Genomic DNA, 22,078 nt, shown 5'->3' with positions numbered 1-22,078 from the left:
AATTATTGATTGGAGAGTAACTTGTGAGTTTAGATTCCGTTTCTGCCTTATTAAAACAAGGAATTCAGCTTAAAGAATTGGGAAATTTAGAAGCTGCGATCAATAGATTTCAGCAAGCTTTAAAGATAGATTCCCAAGAGGCAGAAGTTTATAAAAAATTGGCGGAAGCTTATATTTTAATCGGAAAGGAAGAGGACGGAATTAATAGTCTCAATCAAGCTCTGAGTTTACAACCCCAATTATCCTCTGCTTATTTAGTTGTTGGTAATGCGTTTTATACTCAATCTCGTTTGGATTTGGCAATTTGGGCCTATAGCCAAGGAATAGAAATTCAACCGAATTTCCTAGAAGCTTATGCTAATTTGGGAAGTGTTTATTTTCAGCAAGAACGATTTAATCAGGCGTTTTCGTGTTATCAAAAAGCACTAGAAATTAATTCTAATTACGGGTTAATTTATTGGATGCTGGGTAATTTAATGAGTAAACAGAATCAAATCAATCCAGCTATTGATTATTATCAAAAAGCGATCGCTCTGCAACCCAAGCAAGAATTATTTTATTTAAAATTAGCTGAAAGTTGGCTAAAAATTGATCAAATAAATTACGCTATTGATTGTTATAAAAAAGCTATTGAAATTAATCCTCAACAGGTTTTTGCTCATCAGGAACTTGATCGACTACTTCAGTTAAAACTCCAGGAAGATAGTGAAGTTCAGGAAGACAATCAAGGGTTTTATGAAGGAGGGGTAGAACTAGCGAGTTCTGGACTAGAGAAAGAACTTAAATCTCGATCAGAGTCGAATATTCAAACGGCGTTAATTGCTTCTGGGAATGAACAATTTTTTGTTGAAAATCCTGTTTCAAAAAAGAGCGAAAACTCCGCAGCCGAACAGTATAAGCAACAAGCTGAACTCTTAATGAATCAAGGACTTTATGATCAAGCGATCGCAGCTTGTCATCAAGCTCTAAAACTACAACCCGACTATTTACCTGCCTATTTAACATTAGGAAATACCTTACATTTTCAAGGGAAAATTGAAGCGGCATTACGCTCTTATTCTCAAGCTTTAGAACTCCAACCCAATTTTGCCGAAGTTCACGCTAATGTGGGAACAATGTTGTTTAAAATGCAACGTTGGGATCAGGCGATTTCTAGTTATCAAAAAGCGTTAGAACTTAATCCTAATTTAGCGGCGGTTTATTGGAATTTAGGCAAAGTATTTCAAACCCTAGGTCGGGCGGATGAATCTATTGCTGCTTGGCAAAAAGCCTTAGAATTACAACCGAATTTAGTTGAAGCCGAATTTAACTTTGAATTTGGCAATAGTTTAGCGCGTCGAGGCTTATGGGAGGAGGCTGTTCAAAGTTATCAACGAGCCATTTCCTTAAAACCCAATTGGGCAGAAGTCTATTCTAATCTAGGGAGTGTGCGATCGCAACAAGGGCAAGAAAAAGAAGCAATTAAATTATATTACAAATCCATTGAACTCAACCCCGATTTACCCCAACCCCATCTTTATCTCGGTCATATTTTCTCCAATCAAGGAGAGGTAGAAAAGGCAATTTATCACTATCAGCAAGTGATTAAACTTCAACCCGATTCTATGGATAGTTATGCCAATTTAGCTAACCTTTATGCTCGAATTGGCAATGTCACCGCCGCAATTCAAAACTTTGAACAAGCCTTAGCTATTAAACCGAATTGGGCAGAAATTCATTGTCGATTAGCCCATATTCGCAAACATGATCAACCCGCAGAAGCGATTATTAATTTAGAGAAAGCTATTGAACTTAAACCCGATTTTACAGAAGCCTATCAACAGTTATGTGATTTACTCAGTCATTCCACAAATTTAGCAAAAGCGCGGGAAATGTCGGATTTATATTGTCAAAAATGTGGGGATAAAGTTCCGGTGTTATCGGCTATTTCCTATATTTTTGCCTATAGTCAATCTGGGGCTTGTCAACCCGCTTTAGAAAAACTTATAGAATTAGAAAAAATCTGTTATCAATATCCCGATCAATTGGGCATCGGGGAAGTGATTATTCTGTATGAAATTCTCCTGTTTACCCTGTCTCATCTTCGGGATGCTTTAGAAGCCAATGCTCAATTTTATCGATTGATTGCTCAACAATATGCTAAACATCGCTTTAGTGATGTTTTATCCCCTCAGTATGCTTCTGTGCCTTCCAAAACTGCCTCTAAATCCCTGAGAATTGGCTTTATTTCTAAACACTTCCGTCGTCATTCTGTGGGATGGTGTAGTGAAACATTAATTCGAGAATTATCCCTAATTTCTCCTGAGATTTATATTTATGTTACCGGACAGTTACCTGCGGATGAAGTTACTCAACGATTTGAACAAATAGCAACTCGATTTTATTGGCCAAAAGCCTATCCTAATGGCTTTGCTTCGGCGGAGGAATTATCAGCAGAAATCCTCAAAGATCAGTTAGATATTTTAGTGGATTTAGACTCTATGACTGTTCCTACAAATGTCCAGATTTTATATCGTAGACCTGCCCCAGTTTGTGTGTCTTGGTTAGGGTTTGATGCTCCCTATATTTCCCCAGATAACTATTTCTTCTGTGATCAATATACCCATCCCCAAGGCATTGAAAAACATTACCTAGAGCAGTTAATCCGTTTACCGCATACTTCCGTGGCTTTAGAACCTTTTAAAAGTCGTCCGGTGGATCGAAATGCAGTTAGAAATAGTTTGAATATTCAACTCGATCAAATCGTGTATTTATGTGTTGCACCCGGACGAAAAACTAATCTGGAGATGATTCAAGCTCAAGTTAAAATTCTGAAGGGTGTTCCTAATAGTGTGCTACTTCGCAAAGGTCAAGGGGATAATCAATTAATTCGAGAAATGTATCAACAAGTTTGTGCAGAACAGGATATTGATAAAAGTCGGGTGATGTTTATTGGGTTAACTCGAACAGAAGAAGAACATCGAGCTATTTATTATGTGGCTGATGCGTTATTAGATTCCTATCCCTATAATGGAGGAACCCATAATTTAGAAGCGTTATCTGCCAATTTACCGATAGTTACTCATGCTGGTGAACAGTATCTTTCCCGCATGGGTTATTCGTTTTTAAAAGCCGTAAATTTAGAGATCGGTGTTGCTTGGAGTTGGGAAGAATATACAGAATTAGGGATTAGATTAGGTTTGGATGCGAATTTACGCGCTCAAATTAAATCCCATTTAATTCAATCTCAAAACCCTAACTCTTTAGCTCCGTTATGGAATCCTAAAAAATTAGCTAAGGAAATGTATGATATTTTTTGGAAACTTTATCGGGAATAGGCAATAGTTTTTAGAAAGTTATGGAACAGCGAAACAATGATGTTGTAACAAGCAAAATTAACGTCATTGATAATTGATAACCGTTAAAAACTTATCAACTGTTAAAACCGGACAAGAAAAATTATTTGCAAGGCAGAGTAAATCATTATCACCTGTCACCAAATAATCAGCTTCACCAACAACAGCTAACAGCAAAAAAGGGATATCAAACGGATCTCGACATTCAGGAACTACAGGCAAAGTATCGGGCATCAATACAGTGTCACAAAACGGCAAATAGTCTGACAATAAATCTTCCTGCTCCGAGTTTGTGAGTTTAAACTTTGGGTAAGTCAGCACCCTAACTAACTCCGCAATCGTAACTTGAGACGCTAAAGGAATAAAGCGATTATCCTGCCACGCAAAGCGCAATCTGGATAATTTGCCCCCAAATACTAAGGCTGACAAAACTAAATTTGTATCAATTACCACTCGTGGACACTCAATCATCACTAACGCGCCCACTCGACAGCATCATTAATATCCTGTTCATTCAGATTCAAAGTCGCTAATTTAGCCCGTACAGCATCAGCCCCCTGAATTTTTACTGGAGTCAAAATAATTTGTCCACCTTCTACCTTAACTTCAAAATATTCAGCCTCCCCGATGGCTTGAGTTATACTTTTAGGTAGAGTAAGCTGATTTTCAGTAGTCAACTTAGCCAGCATAGTAATATTCTTAATTGTTTACTATTTATTATCTGTTATTCAGGCTCAATTGTCAATTATGCCCGAAACCAAACTGCAAGATAAATTAATCAAATAATAGCAGGGAACAGTTTTTAATCAGTCGTGAACAGCCTTAATTTTTGATACAATAACAATCACGCCCTTGTTTTTTAGCACTGTACAACGCTTGATCTGCAAGTTCTATTAATTGATCTGACTGAACCTCTAAAGTTGGAATCATCGAAGCAATTCCTAAACTAACCGTCACCATTTCTTTAACTTCCGATTTGATATGGGGAATTGCCAAACGATAAATAGCTTGCTGAATACGTTGTGCTACCTGAACTCCGGCTTCTAAATTGGTCTTCGATAGCAGGACAACAAATTCCTCGCCTCCGTAACGAGCCACAAGGTCAATGGGACGCCGGAGATCGAGGTGGCGAGTCGATTGATAAACCGCTTGTGCAACCCGGAATAGGCAATCATCCCCCGCTAGATGGCCGTAGTAGTCGTTATAAGCTTTGAACCCATCGAGATCGAACATAATCAAGGTCAGGGGTCGTTGTTGTCTGATCAAAGCCTGCCATTCTTGTTGTAAACGCGCATCAAAACAACGACGGTTAGCTACTTTTGTTAAACCATCCAGATTTGCCAGTTGTTGTAATTGTTGATTGGCATCTTGGAGGGCTAGTTCTGTTTTTTTCCGGGCTGTAATATCACGAATTGTAATTGCAAAACCATCCCCTAACTTGACCGCAACGAAGTGATACCAGCGAGGTTCTATTGAGGGATAATAAATATCTTGTTCTAAAGATTCACCCGTTTCAACAGTTCTAACAAAACGATAAAATAGTTCGGGTTGAACTCGGTTGAGGAGTTTTTTTATAATTAATTTGCCAATCATATCTTCACGAGTGCGTTCAAAGGCTTTCGCTAGTATCGGATTAACAACTAAGCACCGAAAATCTCGAATCTCTCCGCTTGAAGGTTCCCGCACAGCTTGCATAGCAGCAATACCATCAAGGGAACTATTTAAAATACTCGATAGTAACGCCCGCGATTGATACAATACCTCCTCGGCTTCCTTACGCTTAATAATTTCTTCTTCGAGAAGCCGTTGCTGTCGTTTAATTGTTAATTGACTTTCCAAACGTGCTACCACTTCTTCCACTTGAAAGGGTTTGGTGATATAGTCTACACCCCCCGATTCAAAGGCTTTGACTTTATCAAAAACATCATTTAAAGCACTAATGAAAATAATCGGAATATTGCGGAATTCTTGATCTGCTTTGATGGTTTGACAGACTTGATAGCCATCCATTTCAGGCATTTTAACATCTAAAAAAATCACATCCGGTCGTTTCACCTTCACGGTTTTGAGCGCCATTCGCCCACTGGTGACACTGCGAACGGTATAGCCGAGTTTAATCAGCAAATCACTTAAGAGTTGCAGATTTTCAGGAAGATCATCGACTAGGAGGATATTCCCTTTAGTTGCAGGTGAAAGGTCAGGATTCATAATTACTCAGGGGTTCAATTAATTCAACAATTTGCTCAAATTGAAATTTACGCGCCAGTTGTGTTAAGGATTGTATCAGAAAAATCTGGGTATCGGGAATTTGGGTGATTAATTCCATCACAACTTGGACATCGGCTTCAAGTGCTGCTTTATAGAGTTGAGAAATCCAGTCCTGAGACATTACTGTTAACGCATCGGAGGTTAGCTCATCTGGTAAGACAGGATTTAAGATGGGTTGTGTTTCTTCATAGATATATTGTACACCTAAATGTTTAGCAAGCATCTCAAAAATACTCTGTTCTGTAAAGGGTTTTCTAATAAAATCATCACATCCTGCTGAAAGCACAATCGCTTTTTCTTCTTCTAATACACTCGCTGTTAAAGCAATAATTGCAGTCGCATTGCCTTTTGTCGTCAATTTAATCTGTTTTGTAGCTTCATAACCATCCATAATTGGCATTCGCATATCCATCCAAATTAAATGAGGTTCCCATTCATCCCAAATGGCGATCGCTTCTAATCCATTACTCGCTTTTTTTACCTCAAATCCCAAGGGTTCTAAAAGTTTAATTAATAATTTACAATTAATTTCTTTATCATCAACAGTTAGAATTTTATAGGTCGGCTGACCCGGTATTAATCCTAATACTTTTTGTTGAGTTCCTGAGAGTTTAGTATTAATATTTTGACCGGGTTTTGCCTGAATTGAAAAATAGAAAGTTGTGCCTTGTCCGAGTTGACTTTCAACAGAAATATCTCCCCCCATTAATTGGACAAATTTCCGACTAATGGCTAATCCTAAACCCGTCCCTTCTTGCTTTTCTTTCCCGGCTTGGGCTTGGCTAAAGGCTTCAAAGAGTTTGGGTAATTCCGCCTGGGAAATTCCCACTCCTGTATCACAGATTTTAAAATTTAAGCTAATAACGTCCGTTGAGTCTTCTTCGTCCTGAAAAACTGTTAAAGTAATACCCCCTTGAGAAGTAAACTTAATGGCATTACTGAGTAAATTAATTAACACCTGACGCAATTTAACTTCATCGGTGCAAATATAGCGAGGAAGGGTTTCACTTTGTTCAAAGATTAATTTTAATCCGGCATTACTGGCTTGTAAATCTAGCATATTTTCTAAATCATCTAATAACTGATACAAATCAAAATTAGTCGGATTTAATGTCGTTTTTCCGGCTTCAATTTTAGATAAATCCAAAACATTATTAATTAAAGTTAATAGATAATCACCACTACGATAAATAATTCCGGCATTTTCATATTGTTCAGAGGGAAGATTAGAGCTTCTGACCATCAATTGAGAAAAGCCTAAAATAGCATTCAAAGGCGATCGCAATTCGTGACTCATATTAGCAATAAAAATACTTTTAGCTTGATTGGCAACTTCAGCTTTTTCCTTAGCAATAACTAACTCTGCTGTGCGTTCTTCTACTCGATGTTCTAAGGTTTCAAAAGATGTTTGTAACTGAAGTGCCATATTGTTAAACGATTTTGCCAGTTGACCTATTTCGTCTTTTGAGCTAATTTTGGCGCGGATATCTAAGTTACCTGCGCTAAAATTGGAAACTATATTGGTAAGGTAAATTATTGGCTTTGTTAGCAGTTGCCCAGTAGCAAAAGCGATGATTGTCACTACTGAGGCGATCAATGCTAATAGAAACATTGCATCACGAATTTGCTTTTCTACGGGCACTAGGGCAACAGCAAGGGGCTGGGCGAACAACACAGACCAAGGTTTATATTGCAAACGAGCGATCGCAATCAGATTAACTTGATTATCTGTTGCTGCCAAAGATGCAATTAAATATGACTGTTTATGATCCAATGCTTGCTTAAGTTTTGGCTCATTAGTTGCCAATTCCTTGACAGGAGAATTAGATAAACGCCCTTCCCGTTGCAGTTGAGTTACAACAGGGGCAGACAAAGGTACAATTGATTTAAAAAGCAGTTCTGGTGCAGTGCTATGTGCCAAATAAATATTATTTTCATCTAACAGAATAGCAAAAGATTTTGCCCCAGCCCGTTCAGTTTGTCGAGTGACTAACTGCTGGATAACAGTAGCATTGTAGGAAACACGCAAGACACCCAATATATCTCCATTGGCATTGCGAACCGGACTGCTAAAAAAGAGCGTTACCAGGTCAGGAATTGTCGGCGATCGCTTCATGCTAGAAACAAAAGATAACCCCGTTTGTAGTGGTTTTTTAAAGTAATCTTGACCCGATTCATCTTTGCCAATATCTGATGTATCTGTATCCAATACATTTTTTCCGTTTAAGTCGAGCAAAGAGTATGAGAGAATATTGACCATATCTTTGCGACTGAGACGGATTAATGTTTCTGTCGCCAATTGCATTTCGGGGCTGTTATTTCGCTGTTTTGGAGTTAGGCTGAGGTAGCGTGCCAAACCGGGTAAAAGTGCCTCTACGCGCACGGCATTGAGATTTCCATCAATAAAGGCATCTATTCTGTTAGTGGTTTCGTTAGCCGCCGCAGATAGGGCTTGTTTTGCATTGTCAGTTAGGGCTTTTTCAGTTGTCTGTTTGTCAAGAAATGCCAATAATAGCAAAGGAATCAAAGCAACAATCAGAAAAGAAGCGATCAACTTTGTACGGATACCGCCCAAAAGGGGGTGTTGCATGGCTTTAGAGGATGTTTTCAAAGTGATTTGCTGTGTTTTTAAGTACCTGTTGATCCCCCCTAGTCCCCTTTAAAAAGCAGGGAACGATCCCCCCTAGCCCCCCTTTTCAAGGGGGGAAACTGAATCAAAGTCCCCCTTTTTAAGGGGAATTTAGGGGGATCTTTTTAAGGGGAATTTAGGGGGATCTTTTTAAGGAAAATTTAGGGGGATCTAAACCGTTTTGCTACCAACAACAAAACTTTTCAAACATCCTCTTAAACTAGGAGGGAGGGTTTAAGAAAGAAGAATTGAACAAACTTTTTAGCTCAGGAATGCGCGTCATGTTTCCAGAGCGAATAAAAAAGTCTGCATATACCTTGGCATTTTTGTAAATGGAGTTCGGGTTGCTAGATTGAAAGAATTTTTGATTTTCATCTAAATTAGTTAGGTTTACTCCCTCCAGAGAAATTGTATTAAGAGGAATTTTTAACGCTTTACTAATGATAGCATTTCCTTCCTGAACATTTGCTTGCCAGTAAGCAGAGGCTTCTAGCCATCCTCTGACAAATGCCCGAACGTCTTCGGGGCGATCGCGGATTGTCTCACCACGAAAGACAATCATATCTAAAATCAAGCCGGGGGTTTGTTGGCTGGTAAATAGGATATGTCCCCCTAATTTAATCGCTTCAGAAAGATGGGGTTCCCAAGTGTGTCCGGCTTGAATGGCATTATTTTTTAGGCGTTGAGGAATTTCTGAAGCTTCTACTTTAACCAAGTTCACATCATCGCTGCTTAACTTGGCAGTTTTCAACATTTCAGTCACGAAAACTTCGCTAAAACCGCCTATATTTGCACCCAACTTTTTCCCTTTCAAGTCAGCGACGGTTTTAATTTGTGGTTGGGCGACTACCACATCTGCTCCTGTTGATTCATTTATAACCACCACAGCTTGTATATCTGGATTTGTGGCACTCAAGTTGATAAAACTTCCCAAGGTCACTACCATGCCATCATACTTACCCGCACTGAAATTTGCTATTTCCAATTGGATGTATTGTTTATAAATTAATTCTACATCTACCCCTTGGGCTTTGAAGAATCCTTTTTCTTGAGCAATGATGCCTGAATGCTCCCCAACAAAAGATGTAAATTCCACTTTCAAAGGAGGGCGTTTTAATTGGGTCGGTGCTGAAGTATGACAAGCAAATAGCAAACAGACGGTAATTAGAAAAACACTAATATATCTCAGTAGTTTAAGCATAGTATAAGCGAACTGAAATTTATTGAATTAATTTCAAAATAGGATCGGTAATATCGAATCTCTTATAAAATTTAACCTAATCTGGGTGAATTAAATCTTGAAAAATAAAAATTTTCCATTTCGTAGTGAGTCCTTTAGGACTCTCTTAGCGCTAAAGGGCTTAATACAAGTTTCGTAGTGAGTCCTTTAGGACTCTCTTAGCCCTGAAGGGCTTACTACTACAAGGGTTTTTGACCTGGAACTCCAACACTTCGCGGATATTGTTTAGGAGTATATTTTACTTTTTTAATCGATACACAGTGGCGAATACTTTGGGTTAAAGGGGTGGTAAAAGCATCGACTGATTCTATCACTCCTCCCAATTGTTTCACCGCCGATGTTAACTGTTTTTCCTCTTCTGTTGTCCAGTGACCTCGATAGAGAATCGCTAACCCGCCAATGGTTAATAAAGGCAGTGAATATTCTGCACAAACTGATAGAGGAGCAACGGCTCTTAACAGAGCAAACTGATAGGATTCTCGCTGTCTAGGGTGTTGACCGAGAGCTTCTGCTCTGCCCACCCAAGGAATAGTATTTTTGATGTTTAATTGCTCTAAAATACTTGTTAAAGCGGTAATTTTTTTGCGGGTTGAATCTAATAAAGTAACGGAACAATTCGGTAAAGCTATCGCCACCGGAATTCCGGGGAAACCCCCTCCGGTGCCAATATCAATAAATTTTTCACCGGGAGGGATGGAAATTTTTCCTGATAATAAGGGTGAAATTCCTCGCAAGGAATCCCATAAATGTTTTTCCCAAAATTCATCAGGATCAGTTAAACGAGTTAAGTTAAGTTGTTGATTAAACTCAACAATTAACTGATATAAACCTTGAAATAAATTCTGTTGTTCAGGAGTAGGTTGCCAATCTAAAGTATCCTGCCAAATTGCAGTCATTTCGGGCAATTGAGGAAAGGGAATTTCATTCATATAACAGGGAACAGGGAACAGGGAACAGGGAACACCGGAGGATTCATATTTCATCCCCCTTGGTTTGAGGATCAATCTTTGTCCTAACAGCCGGGGCGGTTGCGATCATTTACCCAGAGTTAATTTACCCAGAGTTAAACTTTCGGAAAAGCCACCATTTTTTGTTGATTTTCCATTGCCATTGTTTTCAAATCAAGAGAAGTTAAATCACCGTGTTTCAAAGACCAACACCGATCTGCTAGACTAAACAGTTCTCTAGCATCATGGGTAACAACTAATAATGTCCAATGTTTTTTTAATTTACCTAACAAATTAATTAATTGTTGTCGCATTGACCAGTCTAAACCTGCGGTGGGTTCATCTAACATTAAAATATGCGGTTGGCGAATTAATTGTACCGCTAATGCTAGACGTCGTTGCTGTCCGCCACTGAGGGAATGAGGAGCCGCCTGTAAGGATAAATGGCTGAGTCCTACTTCATCTAAAGCTTGATGAACCTGGTCTGAACCTAATTCTGGATGACCGAGACGTAACTCGTCTAAAATTGTTCCGCCACAAAAATGTCGTTCTGGGAATTGAAAGACTAAACCTACAAGCTGTTGTAAGTGTTCTGAAGTTAATTCTTGCTGTCGCCAACAAATATTGCCCTTCGTTTTTTCAGCTAAACCCGCTAAAATTTCTAGTAATGTACTTTTCCCCGAACCACTAGGCCCAATAATCAGTCCCATTTGCTGCGGTGCCAGTTCTAAGTTAATCTGAGTTAAAATTGGGTTGTCGCTAGCGGCAGGATGATAAACTAAGTTTTTGATATAAAGCATCACAAAAAAACACAAATAAAATGAGAAGTTCAGCCGAAAAAATTAAGCAAGAGGAACGGTTCAATGCCCAATTCCCTTAGCTTAGATTATAGCACAATCAGCCGTTTATTTTTACCCATTTTCTCAAAAACATCCGGGTTTACCCTTGCGGAAAGGCGAGAAAAAAATTAATATTTATAGAGATCGGAACAAACGATAGCCTTAATTTGGCTGTTGTTACGGGTTCAGTTTTGACTTTAACAAGAGGAGGAAAACAATGATCATTTATTCTCGGCGTAAAAGTCCGAAATTTCGCCCAATCCTGAAAGGGCTTTTTCTAGGAATCAGTGCAGGTTTGATGGTATTGAATTTAGGGGTTAATCTCAGTTTAGCTGCTGATCCCTTCCGCAAAGATGATCCTCGCCCGATTGGAAATCAAACAGAAACTGCATTTAGAGCCATGTTTGAGCGAGGAAATTATAAAGAATCTCAACAATATTTAGAAAAAGCTAAATTACAAGAACCAAATGAACCCTTAGCTTATGCTCTTTTAGCTTCTTTAGCTTACCAAGATCAGGATTTTAATTCGTTAAAAATCTATAGCGATAAAACCTTAGAATCCGCTAAATTATTAAGTACAAAAGACCCTTTACGCGGTAATCTTTATATTGCGGTGGGTTTGTTTTTACAAGGAGGTCATACCATCGTAACTGAAGGCACATTCAAAGGCGCTCCTAAAGCGTTAAATCAACTCCAAGAGGTATTAAAATCCTTAAATGTTGCTGAAAAAATTAATCCTCAAGATCCCGAATTAAATTTAATTCAAGGCTATATGGATTTATTATTATCCTTAAATCTTCCCTTTTCTGACTCTCAAAAAGCGATAAAAAAACTTGAACAACAAGCTAAACCGAGTTATTTAGCCTATCGAGGAATTGCTATTGGCTATCAAAACTTAGGGGAATATGAGCAAGCATTGAGTTATACAGACAAAGCCCTATCTGAAGCGCCCAATCATCCAGAAGTGTTATATTTGAAAGCGCAAATTTTAGCAGAACAAGGGAAAAAACTCAAAGCAGAAAATCAAAATACAATTCCTTCTCAGTTACAGGAAGCCCAACAATATTTTACTCAATCTTTAGGTCAATCTAATCAACTTCCTAAGCGGTTAGTTGCTCAAATCTTTTATGAACAATGCAAAAATTTAAACCGCATTGATAATCAAGGACGACCCTGTGATCCGTTGCGCGATACAATTAAAGATGCTAATGGTCTTTGGGGGCCAACTGCCAATCAATTACCACCCTTATAACTGTTTATTATTATGGAAGTTTTGTTTAGAGAATGTAATCCTTTTGATATTTGGATTTGGCTACAATTTCAAACGGTTCCCTCGCGGAGTGAACGGGATTATATTGAGGAAGTGTTTGATTCTTGGTTTTTATTAGGAAAAATGGGAGGGTTTAACGCCGAAAATCTACAGGTTCAGGACACAGGAATTGACTTAAATTATTTAACCTATGATGATGCAATTGTTGATAATAGTATGATGGCATTGATGCACAATATGGGAGAAATCGAATATGAGGGAGTCTGGGCGCGGTGTTGGTTTGATTTGGGAACCAGTGATGCTTTTGCTCTCGATGTTTTAATCAATGCTTTTCGTCAATTGAGTCAAGAATATGTGATCATTGAAAAAATAATTTTTGGCGGTGAAAATGAGGATTGGCCGATTGAAAAAGATGTTTATCAATCCAGTGTAGGCGATTATAATTAGTAGTAGAGACGTGCTATGGCGCGTCTCTCTGTCTCTCTATACTATCCTGATTTTAGTTATGTCTAAACCCAGTAAAATTCGAGTGTTAGCATTAGGATTAATTCAAAATAGCGATCGCATTTTTGTTTCCCAAGGTTATGATAAAATTAAAAAACAAACTTTCTATCGCGCATTAGGAGGAGGCGTTGACTTTGGAGAATTGAGCATTGATGCCTTAAAACGAGAATTTCAAGAAGAGATTCAAGCGGAATTAACAAATATTCACTATTTAGGCTGTTTAGAGAATATTTTTATTTACGACAAAAAAAGTTACCATGAGTTAATTCAACTCTATAAATGTGATTTTGTTGATCTTAAATTTTACCAACTTGAAGAACTAGAATTTCTGGAGAAAAAACGCACGAAAAAAGCCTTATGGGTTCCCCTAGAACAGTTTAAATCAGGAGAATTGATTCTATTTCCTGAACAGTTTTTACAATATTGTGAGTAAAAATGACAATAACAAAATTAACTAATTCTGGACAAGTTGCGATTCCTTTAGAAATTATACAATGACTCAAACTGCAACCGGGCGACTCAATTGATTTTGCGATCGGGTCAGATGGCAAAGTTTATTTACAACCCGGTAAAATTGATGTCAGAGAATTATCTGGGATGCTGTATGAAGAAGGTAGAAAAGCTGTTTCTCTGGAAGAAATGGATGGGGCGATCTCTGAGTGTGCAGGAGAGTCAGCTTGAAAGGACTAGATACTAAACATGGGTTAAAAAGTGCGATCGCTCCAACCTTAGTGTTAAAATTATCGTAAGCAATTGAGGTAGCTGGCTATGCAATGGCAAGAAGTTTGTGAAAATAAACAGTTGCAAGACTTACCCTTTAAAATTGAATTGAATAAATGGGGACAAATTGTCATGAGTCCAGCCAAACCTAAACATTCAGCTTATCAAGGTATAATTATAACTTTGTTGAGTTCTCTAATAGAAAAGGGTTTGGCATTTCCAGAATGTGCAATTCAAACAACGGACGGAGTTAAAGTTGCTGATGTTGTTTGGACTAGCGATCAAATAGCCGATATTATTTTAGAGGAAACAGTAGCTTCAGTTGCACCAGAAATTTGCGTAGAAGTAAAATCTTCTAGTAATACATTAGAAGAAATGTTGGAAAAAAAAGATTTGTATTTCGCAGCAGGAGCAGAAGAAGTTTGGGTTTGCGATATCCAGGGTAAAATGAAATTTTACAATCGCCAAGGAGAATTAAGTAAATCTTTGTTAGTCCCAGAATTTCCAGAGGAAATTAAACGCAGAAATCTGCCTACAACTTGAACTAAAAACTGTTAGATTACCGTTTCTGATTCGGTAAGATGCTCGGTATCATCGTTGAGTTCTAGTATCCATTTCTCTCCATTTTGAACCAATTTGAATAAACAACATAACGAAGGTTTTATCTCCGTTTCCTTTAAACTAGGAATCAATGCGAGTGCTGTTCCTAATACAGAAGCACCATGTCCAACTAATAATAAATCATCCTGGGGAAAAGTATTAACTAGCCGTTTAGCGGTGTCTGCGGTGCGTTTTAAACAATCTTCCCAGGTTTCAGGATAGTGGAAGACTCCGACGGGATGGGATAAATCAATGCGGGGGAATTCTTGAGATAAAATTGCTAGGGGTAAGGTTTCAGGACAACTCATCCAGTCAGGATTTAACCATTCTCCTAATCCCCAATCTAACTTAATCGATAAATCTAACTTTTCAGCCACAGCATTCGCCGTTTGTACCGTCCTTAAAAACGGAGAAGCAATAATTTGAGTAATTCCTTCCCCGACTAAACGATTTGCTAATTGTTTGGCTTGAATTTCACCATCATCGGATAAATGGGGGTCATAACGTCGTTCTGCGGTATTAAACCAAGCGGGATTGACAAAATCAATCCGATTACCATGTCGTGCTATCCAAACCGTTTGAGGCATAATTCCGCTTTATATTGTTTCCTCTTAACCCTACCAAGGACTGCCAATTAATGTAAATGCTCCCCAATAATAAGGATGGGAAAGATTATCGGTTCCCTCTGATGCAATTTCCGGGGGTAAAGAAATTTCACCGCGTGATAATAATAATTCTCCCTGTTGTAAACGGACATCACCTTTTAACATCTGAATTTGAGTTTGTTGTAAAGCTTGTGCTTTGGTAGAAGTGGTTTTTAACTGTTGATAAAACTCACTCATTAAGGCTAAAGTTCCTGTGTCGCTGACATACCATAAACTCGCTAAAGCCGTTTTTACTCCCGACTGAAAGGCTAATCCTGCAAATCCTAATTCCGCATCTTTATCCCCAACAGCCGTTTTACAAGCGCTTAAAACTAATAATTCAATCGGGGGATTTTTCCAATTAAACTGACCCATTTGATCTAATTTTAGCTGCTCATTCCAAAATTGTATATAGGAATTTCCGGGTTTTCCGGGTTTAAATTCCGCATGGGTCGCCAGATGAACAATTCTATAGGGACTGAGGCTTAACAGACGTTTTAAATTATCGACAGTAAACCCTTGATTGAGAAAAGATTGTCCTTCCCACTGGGGCGAATTCTCCAGATTTGTAATCGGAAGAGTGATGTTTCCATTCATCCCATCAGAGTTGACAATAGTAGATAACTCAAAAGGAACCGCAGGTAAGGGATTTTGATTTTTAAATTCTGAGGCTCCCATTGCTAAGACAGCAGCATTTTTTACCGTTTCATAATTTAGATTCATCAGATTAAAAGCCGGAATCCGAGTTAGGGCATATTTTTCAATTAAAAAACGTTCTCCATCCTGTAAAACCGCTAGGGGGAGAGTTCGTAATCCCTGACCTAAACAAAATAATATTGTATCAATATTTTCGGCTTCTAATTGGGCTTCAATGGGCTTAATAATCTGATTATAAAGTCGTTGAGCCGGTTCTAAATAAGAACGACTTTGTAATTTTCGAGGATTGGTGATTTCTTGATATAAATTGATCACCTCAGCTTTTAAATTTTCTGTGATCACATTGGGTTGGATTAGACCTAAAGGTTCTTTTCCAGGGGTAACTAAGGCTAAAACTAATCCTTCGGGTTCAGGAACTACCCAGAGAACAGCAGGTTTTGTTTGGGTTTTTTGGCTAATTTGAGTTAAAATTTTGGCAATATCAGGAGCCTGAAGTTCGCTATCGGTTAAATTTCGACCAAAATAGGTTTCATAGTCTAATTCCCATTTTTTCTCCATCGTGGTGATGGGATTGTTACCGTTGATACTGCGAGTAATTTCCCTGGGGACAGTCGGGGCGGGTTCGCTTAGAACTGGGGGACTCACGGACAACTCCCCGAAACTCGCCCCGGAGGTCGATAGTCCCATCACCACCAAACCGAAGAGGACAATGGGAAGGGTTCGCCGCATTCGTTTGTAAACCCGGTTTCTCGTCAAATTACAACCCAGATGCTTTAAAATGTCTAAAAATAGCAGAGGATAACGTTGTATTCTTTTCATAAGATTGAAGTAGAAAATTGGAGGGGAGGGGGATTAAGATCAATCCTGTTCCTGATCTCAGTTTTAGCCTGGTGGTTATTCAATCTAATCTAACGCTTAAATTCTGAAGTAGAATAAACGTTTGCTAAAAATTCATCATCAGTCCTCAAATATCCCCGTTTTTTTAGAGCGGGGAGTCTTAAACTTTAGTCTAAACGCTCACTTGTAATTATGACGTCTTCCTCAAATTTAGAGACACCGGAATCTAACTCAAATCAGCCTTTTTCACCTCAAACGGATGAAAATGTTAATGTTGTTTCATCTGTTGAGGAGGAACAGAACGCAATTCTTGAGGAAATTTCCCAGGAGGTTAATGTTTCTGAGGAAGGAGAATTATCGGGTTTAGAACCTGTATTAGATGAATCTGTTACTTTAACAACAGAGGATGAAAATACACCAATTATAGATTCTCCCGTTGATGTTCCGCAACAGGATTTATCTCAGCTTGAATATTATAATCCTCAAAAATCTAATTTTAATCAGACAGAAGATTTAAAAGACGAGTTTTTTGATGAAATTCCTGATGAAGTGGAAATGGGTTTATTCGACCATTTGGAAGAATTAAGACAACGGATTTTTTATTCTCTAATTGCGGTATTTATTGCGATTATTGGCTGCTTTGCATTTGTTAATCCAATTGTACAACTATTACAACGTCCAGCCGGGGCGATTAAATTTGTCCAACTAGCCCCCGGAGAATATTTCTTTGTTTCCTTAAAAGTTGCGGGTTACAGTGGATTAGTTGTGGCTACTCCGTTTATTTTATATCAAATTACCCTGTTTGTTTTACCGGGTTTAACTCGCAGAGAACGGCGTTTATTAGGGCCAGTCGTATTAGGTTCTAGTGTTTTATTTCTATTAGGTTTAGGCTTTGCTTATGTGGCGTTAATTCCGGCGGCGTTGAACTTTTTTATTAGTTATGGGGCGGATGTAGTTGAACAGTTCTTTTCTATTGAAAAATACTTTGAATTTGTTTTAGTTTTATTATTTTGTACCGGAATAGCCTTTCAAATTCCTGTAATTCAAGCCATATTAGGAGCTTTAAAAATTGTATCTTCTGAGAAAATGTTATCCGGTTGGCGATACGTTATCTTAGCAGGAGCCGTATTAGGTGCAGTATTAACACCCTCAACTGACCCCTTAACCCAAAGTTTATTAGCAGGGGCTATATTAGGGCTTTATTTTGGCGGAATTGGCATTGTTAAACTGATTGAAAATACCTCAGAACATTACTCAAAATAAATAAAAAATAAAGCCCTATTCCCTATTCCCTATTCCCTATTCCCTGTTCCCTGTTCCCTGTTCCCTGTTCCCTCTTATAACGATTGACAAAGGGCTGTTTTGCGAGAATCAAATAATTGAACAATTCCATTAGTAACCGCTTTTTTAACATCAGCATCACAACCGGCTAAAAATTCTTCATGAGTAATTTTATCTTGAAAAAATTCTTGGGCGCGGTTGCGTTGATGGACAATTTCATCAAACCCTAAACATTTAACCATATAAGTAGTTAAGGGAGAATTTTTAATATCATAGGATGAGCTTTGAGTTCGCCCTTCATCTAATAAGGTCAAAACCAGTTGTTCTAATTCCGTTTGGGGTTGGTGAGGGTTCGGGTTTGGGGGAAGAAAATCCGCGATCGAAATAGCTGAAAATCCCTCTGTAGGCATTTCACCCATCAAGGTTGAAACCGGAATTACTCGCCCAAATCGTAATGATAACGCCTCTAAAAACGCAATTGTAAATAACTTACTTGCCAAATATAATCGCCCCACCTCAATATTTCTTCTAGCTCTGGAAACTAACTCTTTATAGGTGAGATCATCAGGATATCCTTGGAAATGATGAAAAATAATTTCGGGTTTAATAAAATTCATAAACCCTTCCATTTTTTGCAATGCTGTCCGATATTGATTAATTGTATAGGAACTAGAATTTTTCAGATAATGATTGGTTTCGGGTAATAAATTCCAGGTATTATCTAAAAATTTAGCTGCACTAATATGGGCAAAACTCCCCACATCTCGATTAGAAAGTCTCACAGAACGTTTCACTGTTTCAATTAATTCCTCATCGGTTAATTTCAGGTTAAATGTCCCATAAACCTCTTTTAACCGTTGATATAAAATATCGCTATTGCTTCCTAATTCCGTTTTTGTGCGAAAGGGAATAGTTGCTTCAATACAAGCCACTATTTGCACCAATAGCTCTAAAGGTAACAACGGTTCTAATACTTTGCTTGCCACTAATCCACTCAAAAATTCATTTTGTCCACTCATCGGAGACAGAGTTTGACCCGGAGCAAAATCAAAGATTTGTCTAACCATTTCAAAACTTTGATCGGGCGGTAAGTCTTCCGAATCACGGATCAGTAAATGTTCTCCAACTTGCCGAATAAAAGGTGCTATATAGTAGGTTAAATTAAAATTAACACTCTGATCCACCTGCACATAGACAACATCATGAAATAGGGCGGCTAAAACTTCAATCGGATCATCCTCTCCCCCTACCTCAAAAATATGATTCGGGGTGTGAAAATAGCGCCAAGGCCCGGTCATCGTTTGTACAATCAGTTCCGCTATTTTAGGCAGTTCTGTCTCGTCACAATCAATTTCAAGCTTCTGCATAGCCCAGATCAGCTTTTCTAAGCACTGTTTGTTGTAATTTTGTTCAAAACCCATATTTACCTATACACCTTATATACTGAACTTAATTTATTGATATCTTATTATGCCTTTAGTTTTAATGAGACCAGAAGTCTAACCCCCTAAATTAAGATTGAAACCGAGTTTAAGCTCCAACAGAGGTTGAAAATGAGCAAAATCCCAATTCTAGCTACAAATTATGAAACAACAATGGATAAGATTTGTCCTAGTTGTGGATTCGATAATTCTCAGCGAGCAAAATTCTGTATTGAATGCGGCACTTTGCTCACGAACTCGGTATCGGTCAATAAACCCCAAATCTTACATCCTCAATCCTACAATAGCAAACCGTCGGAATTTGAGACAGACAAGTTTGCCCTATTAACCCCCAAACAGAATAGCAAGGTTAGGGACAGTTCCCCCCTGTTTGTTCCTCCGGTGTTCCCAGATCCGATGTTCCCTGCTATAAAATAGAACAATGAAAACAGCATTTTTAGGTTTAGGGGTGATGGGTGGTTTCATGAGCGCCAACCTCGCCAAAGCAGGATATTCTGTTAACGCTTGGAATCGAACGAGCGATCGCCCTGGTGTTAAAATAGCATTAGAAGCGGGGGCTAATATCGTTCATTCTATTCAAGAAGCGGTTACAGATATTGATATTATTTGTACCTGTGTTAGCGATATTCCTGATGTTGAAGCCGTGATATTAGGCGAAAAAGGAATAATTCATTTTGCTAAACCAGGGGCTATTATTATTGATTTTAGTACCATAGGTTCAGAAGCCGCCCGTCGCATTTCTCAACAGCTTGAACTGGCTGAAATTCAATTTTTAGATGCTCCCGTTTCTGGGGGTGATGTTGGAGCGAAAAACGGCACATTAACCATTATGGTCGGTGGAGATGAAACAATATTTGAAACCTCTAAACCGATATTAGAAACAATGGGTAAAAATATCCGGTATTGTGGCAAAGTGGGCAGTGGTCAAGCCGTTAAACTCTGTAATCAAATTCTCTGTTCTTTAAATATGGTTGGCATTTGTGAAGCCCTGTTATTAGCTGAAAAACAAGGCATTGATCCCAATTTAGTCGTTAAAATTTGTAGCACCGGAGCCGCCGGATCTTGGGCGTTATCGAATTTAGGTTTAAAAGTCGCTCACGGTGATTTTGAACCTGGTTTTATGATTAAACATATCTTAAAAGACCTGAGAATTGTTCAAGAAACTCTCAATTCTGATCCCGGTTTACCCGGTACAGAATTAGCCGATAAATTATTTAAAATTGTCCAAGAATTAGATCAAGGATTAGGCGGAAATCAAGGAACACAAGCAATGATTCGAGCTTATAAAGAAGGAGAATAAATAGCGATATTGATTACAGGATGAAAAATTTTGAATTGATCGGGTAACACCGGATCAAGATTAGCCCAGCCGAGACCCAATTTTTGATCGGTTTATTTTTGACATGATAGGATTGGAAGCAATCGAGATCGTACAATAGATAACACACTGAATCCACTGTTGACCACTGACCCCTACTCAACATCATGACACAAATACAACCCAATACCAACTCAGTTCAAGCGACAACAGAAGATTATGCAATTCTGGCGACCGATGTACAGAAATGGTACAGCAATAATTTCCACGTTCTCAGAGGGGTTAGCCTTTCTGTTAAACGGGGAGAAGTTGTGGTGATTATGGGGCCATCGGGTTCAGGAAAATCAACCTTTATTCGGACATTTAATGCTTTAGAAGAATTTCAACAAGGCAGTATTGTGATTGATGGGATTAATTTATCCCATGATTTAAAAAATATTGAAGAAATTCGTAAAGAAGTGGGAATGGTGTTTCAACAGTTTAATTTATTTCCCCATTTAAGTATTTTACAAAATATCACTTTAGCCCCAATTTGGGTAAGACGTTGGCCGCAAGCCAAAGCGGAAGAAGTGGCATTACAATTATTAGAACGGGTGGGAATTTTAGAACAGGCGAAAAAATATCCCGGTCAATTATCTGGCGGTCAACAACAACGAGTTGCGATCGCTAGAGCGTTAGCGATGCAGCCTAAAATTATGTTATTTGATGAACCTACTTCTGCTTTAGACCCGGAAATGGTGCGAGAGGTTTTAGATGTGATGCGAACTTTAGCGGAGTCGGGAATGACAATGGTTTGTGTCACCCATGAAGTCGGATTTGCGCGAGAAGTAGCCGATAGAATTGTGTTAATGGCCGATGGAATTTTAGTCGAAGAAGGAACACCAGAAGAATTTTTTAATAATCCTCAAGAAGAACGAACTCAAAAGTTTCTATCTCAAATTCTTTAATTTTTGGTGTGGAGATGTAAAATTTTGCGTCTCCACAATAATTATATTCTAAACCCCTAAAATATATCCTCGTTATTAAAATCAGAATAGTTAAGGTTATGATCCCCCCTAACCCCCCTTAAAAAGGGGGGAACTGGAATTTCTTATTCTTTAAGTCCCCCTTAAAAAGGGGGATTTAGGGGGATCTAATCTTGGCTATAATCAGAGGTTTTCGGCTTAATATCCTCAACTATTGACGGGGTTTAGTATAAGTAGATAAACAACTGCTAATCGCATTTTGAATCGCTGCATCTTGCATAATTTGTTGTTCAGTTAACCTTCCTAAAGACCGCAATTTTTCATCAGGAAGTCTCAGCAAATTATTCAAAGTACAACGACAATACTTTTCCCCTTTTGTCGGATCAAGACCTGATTGACTCACTCCTTCCAAACAGCCTTTCATGTATTCTCTCCGAAATGCTTGTGCTTGCTTATTTGTTAAGGATAAAGCCGGATGAATCGGAATCAAAAAACCAGCACCAAGCGCTAACACAATTAGAGGCTGGAAACAACGGAAATAAAAAGAACTCAACATTGAGATAAATATTTTTAGAGATGGAT

The 22,078-nt window shown here is 38.4% G+C and carries 20 protein-coding genes; 9 read left to right on the top strand and 11 right to left on the bottom strand.

Features of this window, described 5'->3' with window-relative positions:
• Nucleotides 1-23: 23 nt before the first annotated feature.
• Nucleotides 24-3,317, top strand: coding sequence for a tetratricopeptide repeat protein (locus PL8927_RS04185; protein ID WP_083617936.1), 3,294 nt, complete (start codon nt 24-26; stop codon nt 3,315-3,317).
• A gap of 63 nt (nt 3,318-3,380) precedes the next feature.
• On the opposite strand, the gene PL8927_RS04180 is transcribed toward PL8927_RS04185, so the two are convergent.
• From PL8927_RS04180 to PL8927_RS04150, 7 genes are all read right to left on the bottom strand, one after another.
• On the bottom strand, nt 3,381-3,806 hold the full coding sequence (locus PL8927_RS04180; protein ID WP_083617934.1) for a putative toxin-antitoxin system toxin component, PIN family: 426 nt from the start codon (nt 3,804-3,806) through the stop codon (nt 3,381-3,383).
• Between the two features lie 2 nt (nt 3,807-3,808).
• A complete protein-coding gene (locus PL8927_RS04175; RefSeq protein ID WP_083617932.1) occupies nt 3,809-4,024 on the bottom strand; it encodes an AbrB/MazE/SpoVT family DNA-binding domain-containing protein in 216 nt (71 codons plus the stop codon).
• 133 nt (nt 4,025-4,157) lie between these two features.
• Nucleotides 4,158-5,543 carry a diguanylate cyclase domain-containing protein gene (locus PL8927_RS04170; RefSeq protein ID WP_083617930.1) on the bottom strand — a complete coding sequence of 462 codons (1,386 nt, stop codon included), beginning with the start codon at nt 5,541-5,543 and terminating at the stop codon, nt 4,158-4,160.
• Nucleotides 5,533-8,193, bottom strand: a complete 2,661-nt coding sequence (locus PL8927_RS04165) for a hybrid sensor histidine kinase/response regulator (protein ID WP_083617928.1) — start codon at nt 8,191-8,193, stop codon at nt 5,533-5,535. The genes PL8927_RS04170 and PL8927_RS04165 overlap by 11 nt, the downstream gene beginning before the upstream one ends.
• 259 nt (nt 8,194-8,452) lie before the next feature.
• Complete coding sequence (locus tag PL8927_RS04160; protein ID WP_083617926.1) at nt 8,453-9,433, bottom strand: ABC transporter substrate-binding protein; 981 nt, start codon at nt 9,431-9,433, stop codon at nt 8,453-8,455.
• A gap of 218 nt (nt 9,434-9,651) precedes the next feature.
• Nucleotides 9,652-10,401, bottom strand: coding sequence for a 16S rRNA (guanine(527)-N(7))-methyltransferase RsmG (gene rsmG, locus PL8927_RS04155; RefSeq protein ID WP_083617924.1), 750 nt, complete (start codon nt 10,399-10,401; stop codon nt 9,652-9,654).
• A 134-nt stretch (nt 10,402-10,535) separates the two neighbouring features.
• Nucleotides 10,536-11,219, bottom strand: coding sequence for an ABC transporter ATP-binding protein (locus tag PL8927_RS04150; protein ID WP_083617922.1), 684 nt, complete (start codon nt 11,217-11,219; stop codon nt 10,536-10,538).
• Between the two features lie 256 nt (nt 11,220-11,475).
• Here PL8927_RS04150 and PL8927_RS04145 point away from each other — a divergent pair, with 256 nt between their 5' ends.
• The 4 genes from PL8927_RS04145 (at nt 11,476) to PL8927_RS04130 (ending at nt 14,295) form a co-directional block, all read left to right on the top strand.
• Nucleotides 11,476-12,510, top strand: a complete 1,035-nt coding sequence (locus PL8927_RS04145; RefSeq protein ID WP_083617920.1) for a Sll0314/Alr1548 family TPR repeat-containing protein — start codon at nt 11,476-11,478, stop codon at nt 12,508-12,510.
• Nucleotides 12,511-12,522: 12 nt separating this feature from the next.
• Nucleotides 12,523-12,975 (top strand): DUF3531 family protein, encoded by a 453-nt coding sequence (locus tag PL8927_RS04140; protein WP_083617918.1) that lies wholly within the window; start codon nt 12,523-12,525, stop codon nt 12,973-12,975.
• A gap of 58 nt (nt 12,976-13,033) precedes the next feature.
• Nucleotides 13,034-13,465 (top strand): NUDIX hydrolase, encoded by a 432-nt coding sequence (locus tag PL8927_RS04135; protein ID WP_083617916.1) that lies wholly within the window; start codon nt 13,034-13,036, stop codon nt 13,463-13,465.
• A 335-nt stretch (nt 13,466-13,800) separates the two neighbouring features.
• Entirely contained in the window at nt 13,801-14,295 is a 495-nt protein-coding gene (locus PL8927_RS04130) for a Uma2 family endonuclease (protein WP_083617914.1), read from the top strand.
• An 11-nt stretch (nt 14,296-14,306) separates the two neighbouring features.
• Here the strand turns inward: PL8927_RS04130 and PL8927_RS04125 are convergent, their stop codons facing one another.
• On the bottom strand, nt 14,307-14,939 hold the full coding sequence (locus tag PL8927_RS04125) for a histidine phosphatase family protein (RefSeq protein WP_083617912.1): 633 nt from the start codon (nt 14,937-14,939) through the stop codon (nt 14,307-14,309).
• A 30-nt stretch (nt 14,940-14,969) separates the two neighbouring features.
• Complete coding sequence (locus PL8927_RS04120; protein WP_231505904.1) at nt 14,970-16,472, bottom strand: CHAT domain-containing protein; 1,503 nt, start codon at nt 16,470-16,472, stop codon at nt 14,970-14,972.
• A 438-nt stretch (nt 16,473-16,910) separates the two neighbouring features.
• On the opposite strand from PL8927_RS04120, the gene tatC reads away from it, so the two are divergent.
• Nucleotides 16,911-17,753: a twin-arginine translocase subunit TatC gene (tatC, locus tag PL8927_RS04115; protein ID WP_456319735.1), complete on the top strand. Its 843-nt coding sequence runs from the start codon at nt 16,911-16,913 to the stop codon at nt 17,751-17,753.
• A 74-nt stretch (nt 17,754-17,827) separates the two neighbouring features.
• On the opposite strand, the gene PL8927_RS04110 is transcribed toward tatC, so the two are convergent.
• The gene (locus PL8927_RS04110) at nt 17,828-19,192 is read right to left on the bottom strand and encodes a hypothetical protein (protein ID WP_083617908.1); all 1,365 of its coding nucleotides are present in this window, start codon (nt 19,190-19,192) and stop codon (nt 17,828-17,830) included.
• Between the two features lie 132 nt (nt 19,193-19,324).
• On the opposite strand from PL8927_RS04110, the gene PL8927_RS29075 reads away from it, so the two are divergent.
• The 3 genes from PL8927_RS29075 to PL8927_RS04095 all read left to right on the top strand — a co-directional run bounded on the left by PL8927_RS29075 (nt 19,325) and on the right by PL8927_RS04095 (nt 21,478).
• Nucleotides 19,325-19,630: a zinc ribbon domain-containing protein gene (locus PL8927_RS29075; RefSeq protein ID WP_083617906.1), complete on the top strand. Its 306-nt coding sequence runs from the start codon at nt 19,325-19,327 to the stop codon at nt 19,628-19,630.
• A 4-nt stretch (nt 19,631-19,634) separates the two neighbouring features.
• Nucleotides 19,635-20,513, top strand: coding sequence for an NAD(P)-dependent oxidoreductase (locus PL8927_RS04100; protein ID WP_083617904.1), 879 nt, complete (start codon nt 19,635-19,637; stop codon nt 20,511-20,513).
• A 185-nt stretch (nt 20,514-20,698) separates the two neighbouring features.
• The gene (locus PL8927_RS04095) at nt 20,699-21,478 is read left to right on the top strand and encodes an amino acid ABC transporter ATP-binding protein (RefSeq protein ID WP_083617902.1); all 780 of its coding nucleotides are present in this window, start codon (nt 20,699-20,701) and stop codon (nt 21,476-21,478) included.
• 229 nt (nt 21,479-21,707) lie between these two features.
• On the opposite strand, the gene PL8927_RS04090 is transcribed toward PL8927_RS04095, so the two are convergent.
• Entirely contained in the window at nt 21,708-22,052 is a 345-nt protein-coding gene (locus tag PL8927_RS04090; protein ID WP_156093091.1) for a hypothetical protein, read from the bottom strand.
• Nucleotides 22,053-22,078: the final 26 nt, after the last annotated feature.

Source organism: Planktothrix serta PCC 8927, from assembly GCF_900010725.2.
GTDB classification, from domain to species: Bacteria; Cyanobacteriota; Cyanobacteriia; order Cyanobacteriales; family Microcoleaceae; genus Planktothrix; species Planktothrix serta.
This window is presented reverse-complemented; position numbering and strand designations above follow the sequence as displayed.

What these genes read in the sequence shown, in the direction of transcription:
- PL8927_RS04180 (WP_083617934.1), bottom strand. Translation starts at nt 3,806, where the DNA reads ATGATTGAGTGTCCACGAGTGGTAATTGATACAAATTTAGTTTTGTCA.
- PL8927_RS04175 (WP_083617932.1), bottom strand. Translation starts at nt 4,024, where the DNA reads ATGCTGGCTAAGTTGACTACTGAAAATCAGCTTACTCTACCTAAAAGT.
- PL8927_RS04170 (WP_083617930.1), bottom strand. Translation starts at nt 5,543, where the DNA reads ATGAATCCTGACCTTTCACCTGCAACTAAAGGGAATATCCTCCTAGTC.
- PL8927_RS04165 (WP_083617928.1), bottom strand. Translation starts at nt 8,193, where the DNA reads ATGCAACACCCCCTTTTGGGCGGTATCCGTACAAAGTTGATCGCTTCT.
- PL8927_RS04160 (WP_083617926.1), bottom strand. Translation starts at nt 9,433, where the DNA reads ATGCTTAAACTACTGAGATATATTAGTGTTTTTCTAATTACCGTCTGT.
- rsmG (WP_083617924.1), bottom strand. Translation starts at nt 10,401, where the DNA reads ATGAATGAAATTCCCTTTCCTCAATTGCCCGAAATGACTGCAATTTGG.
- PL8927_RS04150 (WP_083617922.1), bottom strand. Translation starts at nt 11,219, where the DNA reads ATGCTTTATATCAAAAACTTAGTTTATCATCCTGCCGCTAGCGACAAC.
- PL8927_RS04145 (WP_083617920.1), top strand. Translation starts at nt 11,476, where the DNA reads ATGATCATTTATTCTCGGCGTAAAAGTCCGAAATTTCGCCCAATCCTG.
- PL8927_RS04140 (WP_083617918.1), top strand. Translation starts at nt 12,523, where the DNA reads ATGGAAGTTTTGTTTAGAGAATGTAATCCTTTTGATATTTGGATTTGG.
- PL8927_RS04135 (WP_083617916.1), top strand. Translation starts at nt 13,034, where the DNA reads ATGTCTAAACCCAGTAAAATTCGAGTGTTAGCATTAGGATTAATTCAA.
- PL8927_RS04130 (WP_083617914.1), top strand. Translation starts at nt 13,801, where the DNA reads ATGCAATGGCAAGAAGTTTGTGAAAATAAACAGTTGCAAGACTTACCC.
- PL8927_RS04125 (WP_083617912.1), bottom strand. Translation starts at nt 14,939, where the DNA reads ATGCCTCAAACGGTTTGGATAGCACGACATGGTAATCGGATTGATTTT.
- PL8927_RS04120 (WP_231505904.1), bottom strand. Translation starts at nt 16,472, where the DNA reads ATGAAAAGAATACAACGTTATCCTCTGCTATTTTTAGACATTTTAAAG.
- PL8927_RS04110 (WP_083617908.1), bottom strand. Translation starts at nt 19,192, where the DNA reads ATGGGTTTTGAACAAAATTACAACAAACAGTGCTTAGAAAAGCTGATC.
- PL8927_RS29075 (WP_083617906.1), top strand. Translation starts at nt 19,325, where the DNA reads ATGAGCAAAATCCCAATTCTAGCTACAAATTATGAAACAACAATGGAT.
- PL8927_RS04100 (WP_083617904.1), top strand. Translation starts at nt 19,635, where the DNA reads ATGAAAACAGCATTTTTAGGTTTAGGGGTGATGGGTGGTTTCATGAGC.
- PL8927_RS04095 (WP_083617902.1), top strand. Translation starts at nt 20,699, where the DNA reads ATGACACAAATACAACCCAATACCAACTCAGTTCAAGCGACAACAGAA.
- PL8927_RS04090 (WP_156093091.1), bottom strand. Translation starts at nt 22,052, where the DNA reads ATGTTGAGTTCTTTTTATTTCCGTTGTTTCCAGCCTCTAATTGTGTTA.